The organism is Pseudomonas sp. StFLB209, from assembly GCF_000829415.1.
Lineage (GTDB): Bacteria > Pseudomonadota > Gammaproteobacteria > Pseudomonadales > Pseudomonadaceae > Aquipseudomonas.
In genome coordinates, this window is record NZ_AP014637.1 from 2,431,833 (window position 1) to 2,445,457 (window position 13,625).

At 61.4% G+C, this 13,625-nt stretch carries 16 protein-coding genes; 3 read left to right on the forward strand and 13 right to left on the reverse strand.

The genetic code is table 11. The features are described 5' to 3' along the window. Window positions 1-5: 5 nt before the first annotated feature. The 9 genes from PSCI_RS11140 to ubiE all read right to left on the reverse strand — a co-directional run bounded on the left by PSCI_RS11140 (window position 6) and on the right by ubiE (window position 6,086). The gene (locus tag PSCI_RS11140; RefSeq protein WP_045486442.1) at window positions 6-713 is read right to left on the reverse strand and encodes a 16S rRNA (uracil(1498)-N(3))-methyltransferase; all 708 of its coding nucleotides are present in this window, start codon (window positions 711-713) and stop codon (window positions 6-8) included. Beyond that, window positions 710-1,495, reverse strand: a complete 786-nt coding sequence (gene tatC, locus PSCI_RS11145) for a twin-arginine translocase subunit TatC (protein ID WP_045486444.1) — start codon at window positions 1,493-1,495, stop codon at window positions 710-712. Before tatC ends, PSCI_RS11140 begins: the two co-directional genes overlap by 4 nt. Further along, window positions 1,492-1,953 (reverse strand): Sec-independent protein translocase protein TatB, encoded by a 462-nt coding sequence (gene tatB, locus PSCI_RS11150; RefSeq protein ID WP_045486447.1) that lies wholly within the window; start codon window positions 1,951-1,953, stop codon window positions 1,492-1,494. Before tatB ends, tatC begins: the two co-directional genes overlap by 4 nt. A 3-nt stretch (window positions 1,954-1,956) precedes the next feature. Next, window positions 1,957-2,235, reverse strand: coding sequence for a twin-arginine translocase TatA/TatE family subunit (locus PSCI_RS11155; RefSeq protein ID WP_045486450.1), 279 nt, complete (start codon window positions 2,233-2,235; stop codon window positions 1,957-1,959). A 40-nt stretch (window positions 2,236-2,275) separates the two neighbouring features. Next, window positions 2,276-2,608 (reverse strand): phosphoribosyl-ATP diphosphatase, encoded by a 333-nt coding sequence (locus PSCI_RS11160; protein WP_045486453.1) that lies wholly within the window; start codon window positions 2,606-2,608, stop codon window positions 2,276-2,278. 2 nt (window positions 2,609-2,610) lie between these two features. Next, window positions 2,611-3,003, reverse strand: a complete 393-nt coding sequence (gene hisI, locus PSCI_RS11165) for a phosphoribosyl-AMP cyclohydrolase (RefSeq protein WP_045486456.1) — start codon at window positions 3,001-3,003, stop codon at window positions 2,611-2,613. Window positions 3,004-3,070: 67 nt separating this feature from the next. Further along, a complete protein-coding gene (ubiB, locus tag PSCI_RS11170) occupies window positions 3,071-4,690 on the reverse strand; it encodes a ubiquinone biosynthesis regulatory protein kinase UbiB (protein ID WP_045486459.1) in 1,620 nt (539 codons plus the stop codon). Beyond that, on the reverse strand, window positions 4,687-5,316 hold the full coding sequence (locus PSCI_RS11175; protein WP_045486462.1) for a ubiquinone biosynthesis accessory factor UbiJ: 630 nt from the start codon (window positions 5,314-5,316) through the stop codon (window positions 4,687-4,689). Before PSCI_RS11175 ends, ubiB begins: the two co-directional genes overlap by 4 nt. After that, window positions 5,316-6,086 carry a bifunctional demethylmenaquinone methyltransferase/2-methoxy-6-polyprenyl-1,4-benzoquinol methylase UbiE gene (gene ubiE / locus PSCI_RS11180; RefSeq protein WP_045486465.1) on the reverse strand — a complete coding sequence of 257 codons (771 nt, stop codon included), beginning with the start codon at window positions 6,084-6,086 and terminating at the stop codon, window positions 5,316-5,318. Before ubiE ends, PSCI_RS11175 begins: the two co-directional genes overlap by 1 nt. Before the next feature lie 132 nt (window positions 6,087-6,218). Between ubiE and PSCI_RS11185 the strand changes: the two genes are divergently transcribed. From PSCI_RS11185 to PSCI_RS11195, 3 genes are all read left to right on the forward strand, one after another. Beyond that, on the forward strand, window positions 6,219-6,497 hold the full coding sequence (locus PSCI_RS11185) for a polyhydroxyalkanoic acid system family protein (RefSeq protein WP_045486468.1): 279 nt from the start codon (window positions 6,219-6,221) through the stop codon (window positions 6,495-6,497). A gap of 163 nt (window positions 6,498-6,660) precedes the next feature. Further along, window positions 6,661-7,140 (forward strand): phasin family protein, encoded by a 480-nt coding sequence (locus PSCI_RS11190; protein WP_045486471.1) that lies wholly within the window; start codon window positions 6,661-6,663, stop codon window positions 7,138-7,140. 11 nt (window positions 7,141-7,151) lie between these two features. After that, window positions 7,152-7,997, forward strand: a complete 846-nt coding sequence (locus PSCI_RS11195; protein WP_045486473.1) for a phasin family protein — start codon at window positions 7,152-7,154, stop codon at window positions 7,995-7,997. Between the two features lie 175 nt (window positions 7,998-8,172). On the opposite strand, the gene PSCI_RS11200 is transcribed toward PSCI_RS11195, so the two are convergent. From PSCI_RS11200 to phaC (PSCI_RS11215), 4 genes are all read right to left on the reverse strand, one after another. Further along, window positions 8,173-8,787, reverse strand: a complete 615-nt coding sequence (locus PSCI_RS11200) for a TetR/AcrR family transcriptional regulator (RefSeq protein ID WP_045486475.1) — start codon at window positions 8,785-8,787, stop codon at window positions 8,173-8,175. Between the two features lie 33 nt (window positions 8,788-8,820). Further along, on the reverse strand, window positions 8,821-10,503 hold the full coding sequence (phaC, locus tag PSCI_RS11205; protein WP_045486477.1) for a class II poly(R)-hydroxyalkanoic acid synthase: 1,683 nt from the start codon (window positions 10,501-10,503) through the stop codon (window positions 8,821-8,823). A 220-nt stretch (window positions 10,504-10,723) separates the two neighbouring features. Further along, window positions 10,724-11,578, reverse strand: coding sequence for a poly(3-hydroxyalkanoate) depolymerase (gene phaZ, locus PSCI_RS11210; protein ID WP_045486479.1), 855 nt, complete (start codon window positions 11,576-11,578; stop codon window positions 10,724-10,726). A 154-nt stretch (window positions 11,579-11,732) separates the two neighbouring features. Then, window positions 11,733-13,412 (reverse strand): class II poly(R)-hydroxyalkanoic acid synthase, encoded by a 1,680-nt coding sequence (gene phaC / locus PSCI_RS11215; protein ID WP_045486482.1) that lies wholly within the window; start codon window positions 13,410-13,412, stop codon window positions 11,733-11,735. Between the last annotated feature and the right edge of the window lie 213 nt (window positions 13,413-13,625).

Sequence of the window (13,625 nt, forward strand, 5' to 3'; positions counted from 1 at the left end):
GCGTCTTAAAACAGGCGCGCCAGCAAAGCCGTCACGGCGGTCTCGACGCGCAGGATGCGCTCGCCCAGTTGCACCGGTTGCAGGCCGGCCTTGCCCAGCAGTTCGACTTCGTAGGGGATCCAGCCGCCTTCGGGGCCGATAGCCAGTGTGACCGGTCCGCTCACAGCCCGCGGGCAGGCGGGGAAGTCGCCGGGGTGACCGGTCAGGCCCAGGGTGTCTTGCGCAATCGCGGGCAGGCGGTCTTCGACAAACGGCTTGAAGCGCTTTTCGATCAACACCTCAGGCAGAACGCTGTCGCGGGCCTGTTCCAGACCGAGAATCAGATTCTCGCGGATGCTCGCCGGTTGCAGGAACGGTGTCTGCCAGAAACTCTTCTCTACCCGGTAGCTGTTGACCAGAATCAGCCGTGGCACACCCATGGTGGCCACGGTCTGGAACACCCGACGGAGCATTTTCGGTCGTGGCACGGCCAGTATCAGGGTCAGCGGCAGCTTGGCCGGTGGTGCGCTGTGCAGGCTCACCTGCAGCTCGGCTTCACGCGGCTCCAGGCGCAGCACCTCGGCCTGGCCCAGCAGGCCGTCAATGCGGCCGACCCGCAGGGTGTCGCCGACCTCGACGCGCTGCACCTCCTGCATATGCCGCAGGCGGCGATCACGCAGGATCACCCGGTCGGCCGCGATAAAGTCGGCCTCCTCAAGCAACAGCAGGTTCACGACAGCGGTGCTGGCGGCTGATCGGGCTTGGGATCCTCAGGGTGTTCGCCGCGCTTGCTGATCATGCCGCTGCACAGCACGCCGAGCTCGAACAGCAGCCACATCGGCACGGCCAGCAAGGTCTGGGAGAAGATGTCCGGTGGGGTCAGGATCATACCGACCACGAAGCAGCCGATGATCACGTACGGGCGAATCTTCTTCAGGTACGCCACATCGACCACGCCAATCCACACCAGCAGCACTACGGCCACCGGAATCTCGAAGGCCACGCCGAAGGCGAAGAACAGGGTCATGACAAAGTCCAGATAACTGGCGATGTCAGTCATCATCGACACGCCTTCAGGTGTCACGCTGGCGAAGAAGTGGAAAATCAGCGGGAACACCAGAAAGTAGGCGAACGCCATGCCGGCATAGAACAGGATGATGCTGGAAACCAGCAGCGGAACCGCAATGCGTTTTTCATGCTTGTACAGGCCCGGCGCAATGAAGCCCCACACCTGATGCAGGATGATCGGCATCGAGGCGAACAGGGCAACCATCATGGTCAGCTTGAACGGCGTCAGGAACGGCGAGGCCACATCAGTGGCGATCATCGTCGCGCCTTCGGGCAAGTAGGCGCGCAGCGGGGCCGAAACCAGGGTGTAGATCTTCTGGGCGAAATAGAACAGGCAGGCGAACACCAGAAAAACGGCCGCCACGCAACGCAGCAGGCGGGTCCGCAGTTCGGTCAGGTGCGAGACCAGCGGCATCGGCTGGTCGTTTTCCGGGATTTCAGCGCTCATGGGGCTCGCGGCGGCAATGACGAATCAGAAGGGCTGGCCGGTTGGGCGACGGGCACGGCAGTGACCAGCGGTTTTGGCTGTTTTTCCAGGCTCAGACGCGGCTTTTCCGGGGCGTTGGCCACGGCCGGCTGCGGTTGTGGTTCAGGTTGCAGCTCGATGGGCTGCGGGTCCGGTTCGGCGGCCGAGGCATCACGGTTCAGAACCTCTTCCTGCAATGGCGAGAAGATCTTGCGGGCCTCTTCTTCCAGCGACAGGATGTGCTCGTTATGCAGTTGTCGACGGATTTCGTCGGCACCGATCTCGCGCTCCACTTCCTGCTTGATGGCGTTGAAGCTGCGCCGCAGGCGCCCGATCCATAGGCCGGCGGTGCGTGCGGCACCTGGCAGACGCTCGGGGCCGAGCACCAGCAGGGCAACCAGGCCGACCAGCAGCAGTTCGGAAAAGCTGATACCGAACATGAATCAGACCTGGTCCTTGCGCTGCGGCTCTGGAACCCTTTGGGCCTGGGCATCAATGGTGTGCGGCTGGGTCGGCTGAGCCGGTTGTGGCGCGGCCTGAGACTGCTGCGGCTGAGCCGTTGCATCGGGTGCAGCCTGTTTTTCGTCGTCGTTCATGGCTTTGCGAAAGCCCTTGATCGATTCGCCGACGTCAGTGCCGAGGTTTTTCAGCTTCTTGGTGCCGAACACCAGGACGACGACGATCAGAATGACGAGCCAGTGTTTCCAGTCAAAAATACCCATTACAGCAATCCTCTTGAAGTTTCAGGCGTGCGCCCAGGCCTTAACCTTGCGTGCGCGCAGCTTTTTCCGCGTGGCCGGACAGCCCGAAACGGCGATCCAGTTCGTCGAGCACGGCCTGCGGATGCTGACCCAGGGCCGCCAGCATGACCATGCTGTGGAACCACAGATCGGCGGTTTCATAAATGACATCGCTGCAGTCACCGCTGACAGCGGCGTCCTTGGCAGCGATGATGGTTTCGACCGACTCTTCGCCGACTTTCTCCAGGATCTTGTTCAGACCCTTGTGATACAGGCTGGCGACATAGGAGCTGTCAGCAGCCGCGCCTTTGCGCGACTCCAGTACTTCGGCCAGACGGGCCAGGGTGTCGGTCATGTTCAGTGTCCTGAGTGGTAGATGGCGTCCGGGTCTTTGAGGACCGGATCGACGGTCTTCCAGTCGCCGTTTTCGAACACGCGGTAGAAGCAGCTTTGCCGGCCAGTGTGGCAGGCAATGCCGCCCAGTTGCTCGACCATCAGGATAATGACGTCGGCATCGCAGTCCAGACGCAGCTCGTGCAACTTCTGCACATGGCCCGATTCCTCGCCCTTGCGCCACAGTTTGCCACGCGAACGTGACCAGTATATGGCACGGTTTTCGGCGGCCGTCAGCGCCAGCGATTCGCGGTTCATCCAGGCCATCATCAATACCCGACCGGTCTTGTGGTCCTGAGCGATTGCAGGCACCAGACCGTCGCTGTTCCAGTGAATCTCGTCCAGCCAGTCTTTCATAACTTCTCCGCTGCCGGGGGTCGCTGCCCGGCGGATTGAACAGTGTGCCAGCGCCACGCGCTGCTGGCTATCGACGAACGATCAGATACAGTCCTGCGGCCAGCATGATGCCTGCCGGTATGCCGGTCAGCCCCGGCAGCGCAGTCCCCGCGGCGGTCAGCGCCCAACTCTGGATCGCACCGCCGGTCAGCAGTGCCGCGCCGAGCAGGCGCAGGGCACGGCTGTCGCCGCGCTCACGGCCCGGTGGCGGTGGATCGTTGGCATGCGGCCTGGACAGGCGCTCCAGCAGGTCGCGGGTCATGCCGGCGATGTGTGGCAACTGCTCGACCTGCGATTGCAGGTTGCCCAACAGGGTTTTGGGGCTGACCCGCTCGCGCATCCAGCGCTCAAGGAACGGCTGGGCAGTGCTCCACAGGTCCAGGTCCGGGTACAGCTGGCGACCCAGGCCTTCGATGTTCAACAGGGTTTTCTGCAGCAGCACCAGTTGCGGCTGCACTTCCATGTTGAAGCGCCGTGCGGTCTGGAACAGACGCATCAGCACCTGACCGAACGAGATGTCCTTGAGCGGTTTTTCGAAGATCGGTTCGCAAACGGTACGGATCGCGGCCTCGAATTCATTGAGTTTGGTCTCTGCCGGTACCCAGCCTGAATCGATGTGCAGTTGTGCGACGCGGCGATAGTCGCGCTTGAAGAAGGCGAACAGGTTGCGCGCCAGATAGTCCTGGTCTTCCGGGGTCAGGCTGCCGACGATGCCGCAGTCGATGGCGATGTATTGCGGGCTCCAGGGGGTGACGGTGCTGACGAAGATATTGCCGGGATGCATGTCGGCATGGAAGAAACTGTCGCGGAATACCTGAGTGAAGAAGATCTCCACGCCGCGTTCGGCGAGCATCTTCATGTCGGTGCGCTGATCGGCCAGGGTCGCCAGGTCGGTGACCTGAATGCCGTAGATGCGCTCCATCACCAGTACTTTCGGGCGGCACCAGTCCCAGTACACCTGCGGCACATAAAGCAGTTGCGAGCCTTCGAAGTTGCGCCGCAACTGACTGGCGTTGGCCGCTTCGCGTAGCAGGTCGAGTTCGTCGTAAATGGTTTTTTCGTAATCGTTGACCACTTGCACCGGGTGCAGCAGGCGCGCGTCGGCCGATACCCGTTCGGCAACACGGGCGAGCAGGAACAGCCAGGCCATGTCTTGGGTGATGACCGGCTTCAGGCCCGGGCGCACGACCTTGACCACCACTTCTTCGCCACTTTTCAGGCGTGCAGCATGCACCTGGGCGACCGAGGCCGAGGCCAGCGGTTCGACATCGAAGCGGCTGAACACTTCGCTGATCCGCGCGCCGAGTTGCTCTTCGATGAGCTGGACCGACAGCTTCGGGTCGAACGGCGGGACCCGGTCCTGAAGCAGCATCAGTTCGTCGGCAATGTCTTCGGGCAGCAGGTCGCGGCGGGTCGAGAGCAGCTGGCCGAACTTGATGAAAATCGGCCCGAGATCCTGCAGGGCAAGGCGCAGACGTTCGCCCCGGCTCAAGGGCGAGGGTTTGCGCGGCAACCAGCGCCATGGCAGGACGAAGCGTACTGCCAGCAGCCACCAAGGCAGCGGCAGGCCAAACAACAGGTCATCGAGGCGGTAGCGGATTACGACACGCTGGATGCGCAACAGGCGGCGGACGGCAAGCAACTTCATGCGTTATCGCTATCGCTGGGGGTCAATGATTGAGAGAGACGGGCTACCCGTACTTCAAGACGTTCCAGATCAAGCTTGATCCGGTCCAGTTCATTGAAGTGCGCTTCGGCTTCATGCTTGCCGACCAGGGTACGTGATTCTTCACTCAGGTAATCGGCCAGATTCTGGCCCAGGCTTGCCAGGCTACTGCGGGTCCAGCGGGCGCGGCTGCGCAGCTGGCTGCCCAGTACCTGGCTGGCGACCGGTCCGAGCCAGCGTGACAGCTCGTACTCCCAGTCCAGTTCCAGGTCCTGAAGAATGCCGGCCAGCTCCAGCAGGATGCCGCTGTCGCCATCAAGCTCGACATTCGGGCCATGCAGCACGGCGCTCTTGTCCTGGCTCAAGGCCAGGCGCAACAGGCTCGCGGCCGGGGCGCGCAAGGTGCAGTCGGCGGGCGCCGCCCATTGCGAGGCCAGCAGCAAACCTTGGTCGCTTGGCAGAATGAACAGTTGCAGCGCCGGGTCGCGGCAGTCCACGGCAATCACCGTGCCGCTCAGCGCACCCAGGCGTGGCAACGCGGTGCTGTCCATGCGCAGCACCCGGTTGATGCCGTGTTCGGCACTGGCCAGCAAGCCTCGCAGCAGCATCAGGGCTTGATGCCCCGGTGCAGGGCAACGACCCCGGAAGTCATGTTGTGATAGGTCACGCGGTCGAAACCGGCGTCGACCATCATCGACTTGAGGGTTTCCTGATCGGGGTGCATGCGGATCGACTCGGCCAGATAGCGGTAGCTTTCCGAATCATTGGTCACCAGCTTGCCCATCACCGGCATGAACGCGAAGGAATAGGCGTCGTAGGCCTTGGACATCAGCTTGTTGGTCGGTTTGGAGAACTCCAGGACCAACAGACGACCGCCAGGTTTGAGCACGCGCAGCATTGAACGCAGTGCATCTTCCTTGCGGGTCACGTTGCGCAGGCCGAAGGCAATGGTCACGCAATCGAAGTGATTATCCGGAAACGGCAGCTTCTCGGCGTCAGCCTGGACGAACTCGATATTGCCCGACACGCCTTTGTCCAGCAGGCGATCACGGCCTACCTTGAGCATCGAGGCATTGATGTCGGCCAGCACCACCTGACCGGTGGGGCCGACCAGCTGCGAGAACTTGCGCGCCAGATCGCCGGTGCCGCCGGCGATATCCAGCACCCGGTTGCCCGGACGCACACCGGACAGCTCGATGGTGAAGCGCTTCCACAGCCTGTGCATGCCACCGGACAGCAGGTCGTTCATCAGGTCGTACTTGGCGGCCACCGAGTGGAAAACCTCAGCGACTTTTTCAGCCTTCTGGCTTTGCGGCACGTTCTGGTAGCCGAAATGGGTGGTGGGTTCGGCATCGCTGTCTTTGCGCTGATCGGTCATATCGCTGTCACCGGAATAGAATGCGCTCCATTCTAATCATCACGACTGACTTTGTCTTGACGGGGCGCATGGCCGACATGCTGCGCTGCTATAGTGGCGCGACAACTGGCCCCGCAAACAAGGAACATTGGTATGTCGAAGATTCTTGTCGAACGCTCCCACGCCCTGGGCCTGGAACAGGCCCGCACCAAGGCCGAGCACCTGGTGCAAAAAATCAGCAGCAAGTACGGCCTGGAGCACAAATGGGACGGCGACAGCGTGGCCCTGCATGGCAAGGGTGCCAAAGGCCGCCTCGACGTCGGTGAAGAACTGGTGCGCATTGTCATCGAGCTGAGCTTTTTCCTGTCGCCGATGAGCGGCGCGATCCAGAGCGAGATCGAACGCATCCTCGACCGCGAACTCGCCGCTTGAGAACAGCCCGTAGGAGCAGCTTTAGCAGCGAAGGCTTCGCAGCTAAAGCTGCTCCTACCTGCTTGTGGCGGCTTCTAGGGTGTGCTTTCTAATTTTTCTGCCTACCTTGAACCTCATATTTGCGAAGGATGTTCTCTTCAACCATTCGAGCGTGAGGTGAACCATGGTCAAGGCCACTCTGAAAAAGAAAGTCGAAATCGAAACCGAGCAGGACAGCACGCTTGCCGAAGTGCGGCGCTACGCCCGCAAGATCTGGCTGGCGGGCCTGGGGGCCTATACCAAGGCCAACCAGGAAGGCTCCGAGTACGTCAAGGAGCTGATCCGCACCGGTGAGCGTGCCGAAAAGGACGCCAAGAAGGTGGTCGACGAGAAAATCGACGCCGCCAACAGCGAGATCGATTCGCTCAAAGGCGAGGTTTCTGGCGTCAAAGGCCGCGTCGAGGCGCAACTGGACAAGATCGAAACTGCGTTCGATCGTCGCGTCGCCAGAGGCCTGAATCGTATCGGCATCCCCTCCCGGCATGACGTCGAGACACTGTCTGCTAAGCTCGATGAACTGACGGCATTGCTGGAACGTGTCGGGCCCAAAAAGCTTGAGCGCCATGAGCCTAAACAGCTGGAGCGTATCGAGTCGGATCACTGAAGGAGAGCGGGATGGCTGGCAAGAAAAAAACCGAGAAACAAAGCAGCTCCTGGATCGGCGAGATCGAGAAGTACTCACGCCAGATCTGGCTGGCTGGTTTGGGGGCTTACTCCAAGGTCAGCAATGACGGCAGTAAGCTTTTCGAAACATTGGTCAAAGATGGCGAGAAGGCCGAGCAAGAGAGCAAGGTCGACGCCGACAAGAAGCTTGAAGAGGTTAAAAGCGGGGTCAGGGCCGGAAAATCCCGTGTCGGGGATGTGAAGGACCTGGCGCTGGGCAAGTGGAGTGAACTGGAGGGCGCATTCGACAAGCGCCTCAACAGTGCCATTTCACGCCTGGGCGTACCGAGCCGGTTGGAGGTGCAGACCTTGCACGACAAGGTCGATCAGCTGACCCGCCAGATTGAGCAACTGACCGGTGACAAGGTCAAGGCGATCTCTGCCGCCAAGCCTGCCCCGCGTAGCACGGCCAAGCCATTGGTCAAGGCGGCTGCCAGCACTGTAGCCAAGGCGGCAGACAAGGTCGCCAGCAAGGCCACTGCCGCTAAACCCGCGGTGAAAAAGGCCGCGGCCAAGCCGGTCGAGGCGGCCAGCAAAGCCGCTTCGAGCACCGCCAGCAAAGCCAGGTCGGTTGCCGAGTCAGCGGATAAGCCGGCTGACAAGAAACCGTCAGCTGCCAAGCCTGCGGCAGCCAAGAAGCCTGCGGCAGCGAAAAAACCGGCCGCACGCAAGCCGGCAGCCAAGGCCGCTGACAAACCTGCCGCGCAACCAGAGAGCGGCTCCGGTGGCGCAGCAGCGCCTCAGGCTTCGGGGGCTGCGGCGCCCAACGCCCCGGCACCGGCCAATCCGTCTTCCTGACGATCACGGCTTTGTGCTGATCAGTTAAGGCTGGCGAGATTTGTGGGAGCGAGCTTGCTCGCTCCCACAGGGTAGCGGCAAGGCAGTGAAACCTATCTGCCTTGCTTGTCCTGCCTTGACGGTGCGGCATTACGGCCATGGCCCGATTTGCCGTGACAGATCGGGCATGCCTGGCTCAGCGCTCCAGATAATGCAGTGCCAGTTGTTCGACGCTTTGCCGTGATACCGGTACCAGGTGCGGCGCGACCAGCATCATGATCTGGTAGACCACGACCCGGACTTCGCCGTCGCGTCCGAGAATGCGTTGGTAATCCAGTGAAAACAGCAGGGTCAGGGTGATCTGCTCCACCAGGTTACCCAGTGCCTGGGTTTCGCTGACCAACTGTCCCTCTGACTTTAGACGGGCCAGCAACGATGCCAGGGTGCGTTTGAGTGCGTTGAGCAGATGTCGGATACCACGCCCCAGCTTGGGCAGCCGGCCTGCCAGGTTGGACAGGTCCTGGAACAGAAAACGGTAATGCGCCAGACGCTCAACGATCAGGTGCAGAAACAGCCAGTAGTCTTCGGCGCCCAGCCTTGCCTCGGCGGGCGGATCGAGCAGCGGGGCAAGTTCGCCCTGGAATCGCTCGAACAGGCCAAGCACCAGCGGCTCCTTGCCATGAAAGTGGTAATACAGATTGCCAGGGCTGATCCCCAGCTCATTGGCGATTTCCAGCGTCGAGACATTGGGTTCGCCTTGTTGGTTGAACAGCTCCAGAGCACATTCGAGGATTCGGTCGCGGGTTTTCATCCGGTCTTCTTGAAGGTTTGGGCGAGGTAGTGTTCAGCGCACACGGACGTAGGTTCCCGGTGCAGCTTCCATCGGCGGGTAGTTCTCGTTGCCCAGCGTCATACGGGTTTCACGCTGGGTGCCTGCGCGTTCCTGGATCCAGGCCAGCCAGGTCGGCCACCAACTGCCATCCTGCTGTCTGGCGTCGTAATACCAGGCACGCGGGTCGCTGGTGAGTTCGCCACTTTCGACGAAGCTGGATTTCGGATTTCCCGGCGGGTTGAGAATGCTCTGCACATGACCGCTGCTGGACAGTACGAAGCGCCGCTCGCCGCCGAGCAGCATGGTCGAGCGATAGACCGAGTCCCAAGGCGTGATGTGATCGTTGATGCCTGCCACGCTGAAGCAGTCTACCGTGACCTTCTGCAGGTCGATGGGCGTGCCGCAGACCTCCAGCCCGCCGGGATGATTGAGCGGGTTGTGTTTGAAAAAATCCAGCAGGTCGCCGTGCAGGGCGGCGGGCAATCGGGTGGTGTCGTTGTTCCAGTAGAGGATGTCGAACGGTGGCGGAGCCTTGCCCAACAGGTAGTTATTGATCCAGTAATGCCAGATCAGGTCATTGGGGCGCATCCAGGCGAACACCCGGTTGATCTCGCTGCCCTCAAGCACGCCGCGCTGATAAGAGCGCCGCTTGGCCGCTTCGAGGGTTTCTTCGTCGATAAACAGGGTGGCCGGGCTTTCGATCTGGCTGTCGAGCAGGCTGACCATATAAGTGGCGCTGGCGACCCGCCGCATCTGGCGCTTGGCCTGCAAATGACCCTGTAGCGCGGCGATGGTCAGACCACCGGCGCAGGCACCGACCAGATTGACCTCACGGGCACCGGTGATGGCGCGGCAGACATTCATCGCCTGTTCGGCGGCCTCGACATAGCTGGACAGCCCCCATTCACGATGGCGCACATCAGGATTGCGCCAACTGATGACGAAGGTTTGCAGGCCGTTCTTGAGGGCGTACTGCACAAAGCTGTTGGTCGGGCTCAGGTCGAAGACATAGAACTTGTTGATTTGCGGCGGCACGATGAGCAGCGGCCGGGTGTATTGCTTTTCGCTCATCGGCTTGTACTGGATCAGCTCCAGCAGCTCATTACGATAGACCACCGAGCCTGCCGTGGTGGCCAGGGTGCGGCCGATTTCGAAGGCGTCCTTGGTGGTCTGGCTGGGCAGGCCGTTGTTGTGCAGCAGGTCGTTGGCCATATGGCTCAGGCCCTTGACCAGGCTGTTGCCACCGGAGTTGAACAGCTCTTTGATCGCCAAGGGGTTGAGCAGCGTATTGGACGGCGACAGCGCGTCGTTGATCAGGCTGAACATGAAATGCGCCCTGGCGCGGTCGTCGCCGGTCAGGTCGCTTTCGTCGATCCAGTGTCTGACCTGATGCTGCCAGCTCAGGTAAGCCTGCAAGCCGCGCCGGTACAGCGGGTTGAGGCTCCAGGTCGGATCAGCGAAGCGGCTGTCACGCGGGTTGAGCTGGTGCGGCGTTTCACCCAGCAAGACCCGGCCGAGCTGATTGCCCAGCGCCAAGGCATGCCGGGCGGTGCGAAATGGGTGGCGCCAGCCTTGGGCGGCGACACTGCGCAGGGTGGACATCAGGTCCCGGCCGCGCATGCCCATGATCGCGCTTTGTGCGTTGATGAAGGTCGCCGGGGTGGTCTCGGCGCTCTTCGCTGGTTTTTCTCGCATGAGGGCAACACTCCTTCGTCAAGCCATCAATGAATGTCAGGGCGCAGGCAGGGCTGCGCCGTTCTGCGCGGTTCGACGGTCCTGTCAGGTCGCGCGGGTACAACGGATCAGCAATGAGGGCAGTTCTAAAACCAACTGCTGGCCGGCGCCTGCTGCGCTGACGGCCTTGCTTGCGTTTTCAGGGCCGCCCTTGATCGTGCAGGGCGTCTGCAGGCCAGGTTCAATGCGCATTGGGTGTGGGATGCGGGTGCATGACCGCACGCTGACGTTCCTGCTGCAGAAAACTCATGATGATGGGCGCTACGGCTTCGGCCCGGGTGATCAGGAACAAATGACCGTCATCAATTATGTGTAGCTGGGCATTGGGTATCCGCCAGGCCAACAGGCGCATATTTATCAGTGGGATCAGCGGGTCATCATCGCCAGCGAGTACCAGGGTCGGCTGACGGATCTTGTGCAGCCAATGGATGCTGGTCCAGCCCATGCCGGCGAACAGTTGCCAGTAGTAACCCAACTTGCCTGACGAACGGACCTTGGCTGCATGATTGGCCGCCAGATGCGGGTCACGGCGAAACGCGCCGCCGTAGATTTCCGGGGCAATGCGGATCACGTGGGATGGCTGGATGTAGCGGCGTGGGCTGGCCATCAGCATCAGCACCCGCGGCTTGCCTGGCACCATCGCCATGCCGGCTGCTGTGGCTGCCAGCACCAGCTTTTTGCAGCGTTCGGGGTAGTCGTGGGCAAACTGCTGGGCCAGCGCGCCGCCCCAGGACACGCCGATGACGTTGACCTGGCCATAATCAAGGTAGTCGAGCATGCGCGCCGCCAGCTTCGCCAGGCCTGGAAAGCGGTACGGGCGGTTGGGCGTCGAAGAGCCGCCGACCCCCGGCACATCGAAGGCAATCACCTCCATGTCCGGGTCCAGCGCTTCGACAAACGGAAACACCAGTTCCAGGTTGGCCCCGATGCCATTGAAGATCAGCAGCGGAGCCATATGGCTCTTGCCGGATCTGACGGCCGTCCGGATGGTGTGGCCGTCCAGGTCGATGGAGCGAAATACAAACGGTTGCGGCATGCCGGAGCCCTGTTGGTTAATACATCTGGAAAGATGTCCTGCGCCTTTCCCAGACCGACCGAGGCGTGGCCTCTGGCGTGCGACTGATCATTTATTGCGCAATGGCAGCTACCGGCCAGGATCCCTGGCTCCGGTAGTCTTGCCTTTACCAAGTCTAGCGCTCGTGAACATAAGTGCCCGGCGAGGCTTCTGCGGCTGGATAAGCCTTGTTGCCCAGGCTGGCGGGTGACTTTTTCAGCTCGCCGGAGCGCTCGGTCAACCAGCTCTGCCAGTGCAGCCACCACGAATCGGTGTGCTTGGTGCCGTTTTCCTGCCAGGCGATCGGGTCGAGCGGCAGTTCTTCGTTGGTCATGTAGCGGGCCTTGGGGTTGCCCGGCGGGTTGAGAATGCTCTGGATATGGCCGCTGCTCGACAGCACGAACTCGGTCTTGCCGCCAAACAGCCGCGCCGAGCGGTAGCACGCCTGCCATGGGGTGATGTGGTCGTTGGTGCCTGCCAGGCAGAAGATGTCGTTGGTCACCTGCTTGAGGTCGATTGCCGTGCCGCACACTTCCAGTGCATTGGGGCGGGTGAACGGGTTGTTCTTGAACATCTCGATCAGGTCGCCATGGAACGCCGCAGGCAGCCGCGTGGTGTCGTTGTTCCAGAACAGGATGTCGAAGGCCGGTGGCTCGTTGCCCAGCAGGTAGTTGTTGACCCAGTAGTTCCAGATCAGGTCATTGGGGCGCATCCAGGCGAAGACCTTGGCCATGTCGCGGCCTTCCAGTACCCCGGACTGATACGAGTGGCGCTTGGCCGCTTCCAGGGTCTGCTCGTCGACGAACAGCGCCACTTCGTTCTCCAGGGTGGTGTCGAGCACGCTGACCATCAAGGTCATGGCGTTGATCTTGCGCTCGTTCAGCGCTGCATAGTGGCCCAGCAGCGCGGTGCAGGTGATGCCGCCCGAGCAGGCGCCAAGCACGTTGACGTCCGGGCTGCCGGTGATTGCCGAGACCACGTCGATGGCTTCTTTGAGCGCTTCGATATAGGTCGAAAGCCCCCACTCGCGCTGAGCCTTGGTCGGGTTGCGCCAGCTGATGATGAAGGTCTGCACCTTGCTGCCCAGGCAGAAGCGCGCCAGGCTTTTTTCCGGGCTCAGGTCGAAGACGTAGAACTTGTTGATCTGTGGCGGGATTACCAGCAGCGGGCGTTCATGGGTCTGCTCGGTGGCCGGCTTGTACTGGATCAGTTCCAGCACGTCATTGCGAAATACCACTGCGCCTTCGCTGGTGCCCAGGTTCTTGCCGACCTCAAAGGCGTCCATGTTGACCTGGCTGGGCATGCCGCCGTTATGCACCATGTCCTTGGCCAGATGCGACAGGCCATCAAGCAGGCTCTTGCCGCCGGTTTCGAAGAAACGCTTGACCGCTGCCGGGTTGGCCGCCGTATTGGTCGGCGCCATGGCTTCGGTCATCAGGTTGATGACGAAATGCCCGCGGCTGATGTCCTGCGGGGTCAGGCTGCTGCCGTCGAGCCAATCATGCAGCTCTTTGCGCCAGGCCAGATACACCTGCAAATAGCGGCGATACAGCGGGTTCTGACTCCAGGCCGGGTCCTGAAACCGACGATCGTCAGCGGCCGGTTGCAGGCCCGAGCGGCCAATGACGACGTTTTTAAGCTCCAGCCCCAGATGTGCGACATGTTTGAGGCTGTGGATCGGTTGCCTGAGCGCCAGGCGCATGACCATGCGCGCGGTGGTCAGTAAGTCCTTGCGGCGCAAGCCCACAACCGGGTTCAGGCCCAGTGTGTGTTCAGAAGCCTGGCGCGGCAGGTCATCGTTGTTCTTGCTACTCATCTACGACGCTCCGTTGTCCTGAGGCGAGTACCGGTTTTCCTTTGAGCAGTGGCTCTGGAAGAGTCGGTACTACTGCTCGTGTGACCGATGATGGCTGTTCGGGCACCGCTAAAAACGACCTGCGTTGTCATCGCTGCGTTAAAAACAGGCTCAGCATGCTCATTTACAACCCGTAAAGTCGTGCGCTTTGCCTGTTTTTACCTTGCGCTGACT

What these genes read in the sequence shown, in the direction of transcription:
- tatC (WP_045486444.1), bottom strand. Translation starts at nt 1,495, where the DNA reads ATGAGCGCTGAAATCCCGGAAAACGACCAGCCGATGCCGCTGGTCTCG.
- tatB (WP_045486447.1), bottom strand. Translation starts at nt 1,953, where the DNA reads ATGTTCGGTATCAGCTTTTCCGAACTGCTGCTGGTCGGCCTGGTTGCC.
- PSCI_RS11155 (WP_045486450.1), bottom strand. Translation starts at nt 2,235, where the DNA reads ATGGGTATTTTTGACTGGAAACACTGGCTCGTCATTCTGATCGTCGTC.
- PSCI_RS11160 (WP_045486453.1), bottom strand. Translation starts at nt 2,608, where the DNA reads ATGACCGACACCCTGGCCCGTCTGGCCGAAGTACTGGAGTCGCGCAAA.
- hisI (WP_045486456.1), bottom strand. Translation starts at nt 3,003, where the DNA reads ATGAAAGACTGGCTGGACGAGATTCACTGGAACAGCGACGGTCTGGTG.
- ubiB (WP_045486459.1), bottom strand. Translation starts at nt 4,690, where the DNA reads ATGAAGTTGCTTGCCGTCCGCCGCCTGTTGCGCATCCAGCGTGTCGTA.
- PSCI_RS11175 (WP_045486462.1), bottom strand. Translation starts at nt 5,316, where the DNA reads ATGCTGCTGCGAGGCTTGCTGGCCAGTGCCGAACACGGCATCAACCGG.
- ubiE (WP_045486465.1), bottom strand. Translation starts at nt 6,086, where the DNA reads ATGACCGATCAGCGCAAAGACAGCGATGCCGAACCCACCACCCATTTC.
- PSCI_RS11185 (WP_045486468.1), top strand. Translation starts at nt 6,219, where the DNA reads ATGTCGAAGATTCTTGTCGAACGCTCCCACGCCCTGGGCCTGGAACAG.
- PSCI_RS11190 (WP_045486471.1), top strand. Translation starts at nt 6,661, where the DNA reads ATGGTCAAGGCCACTCTGAAAAAGAAAGTCGAAATCGAAACCGAGCAG.
- PSCI_RS11195 (WP_045486473.1), top strand. Translation starts at nt 7,152, where the DNA reads ATGGCTGGCAAGAAAAAAACCGAGAAACAAAGCAGCTCCTGGATCGGC.
- PSCI_RS11200 (WP_045486475.1), bottom strand. Translation starts at nt 8,787, where the DNA reads ATGAAAACCCGCGACCGAATCCTCGAATGTGCTCTGGAGCTGTTCAAC.
- phaC (WP_045486477.1), bottom strand. Translation starts at nt 10,503, where the DNA reads ATGCGAGAAAAACCAGCGAAGAGCGCCGAGACCACCCCGGCGACCTTC.
- phaZ (WP_045486479.1), bottom strand. Translation starts at nt 11,578, where the DNA reads ATGCCGCAACCGTTTGTATTTCGCTCCATCGACCTGGACGGCCACACC.
- phaC (WP_045486482.1), bottom strand. Translation starts at nt 13,412, where the DNA reads ATGAGTAGCAAGAACAACGATGACCTGCCGCGCCAGGCTTCTGAACAC.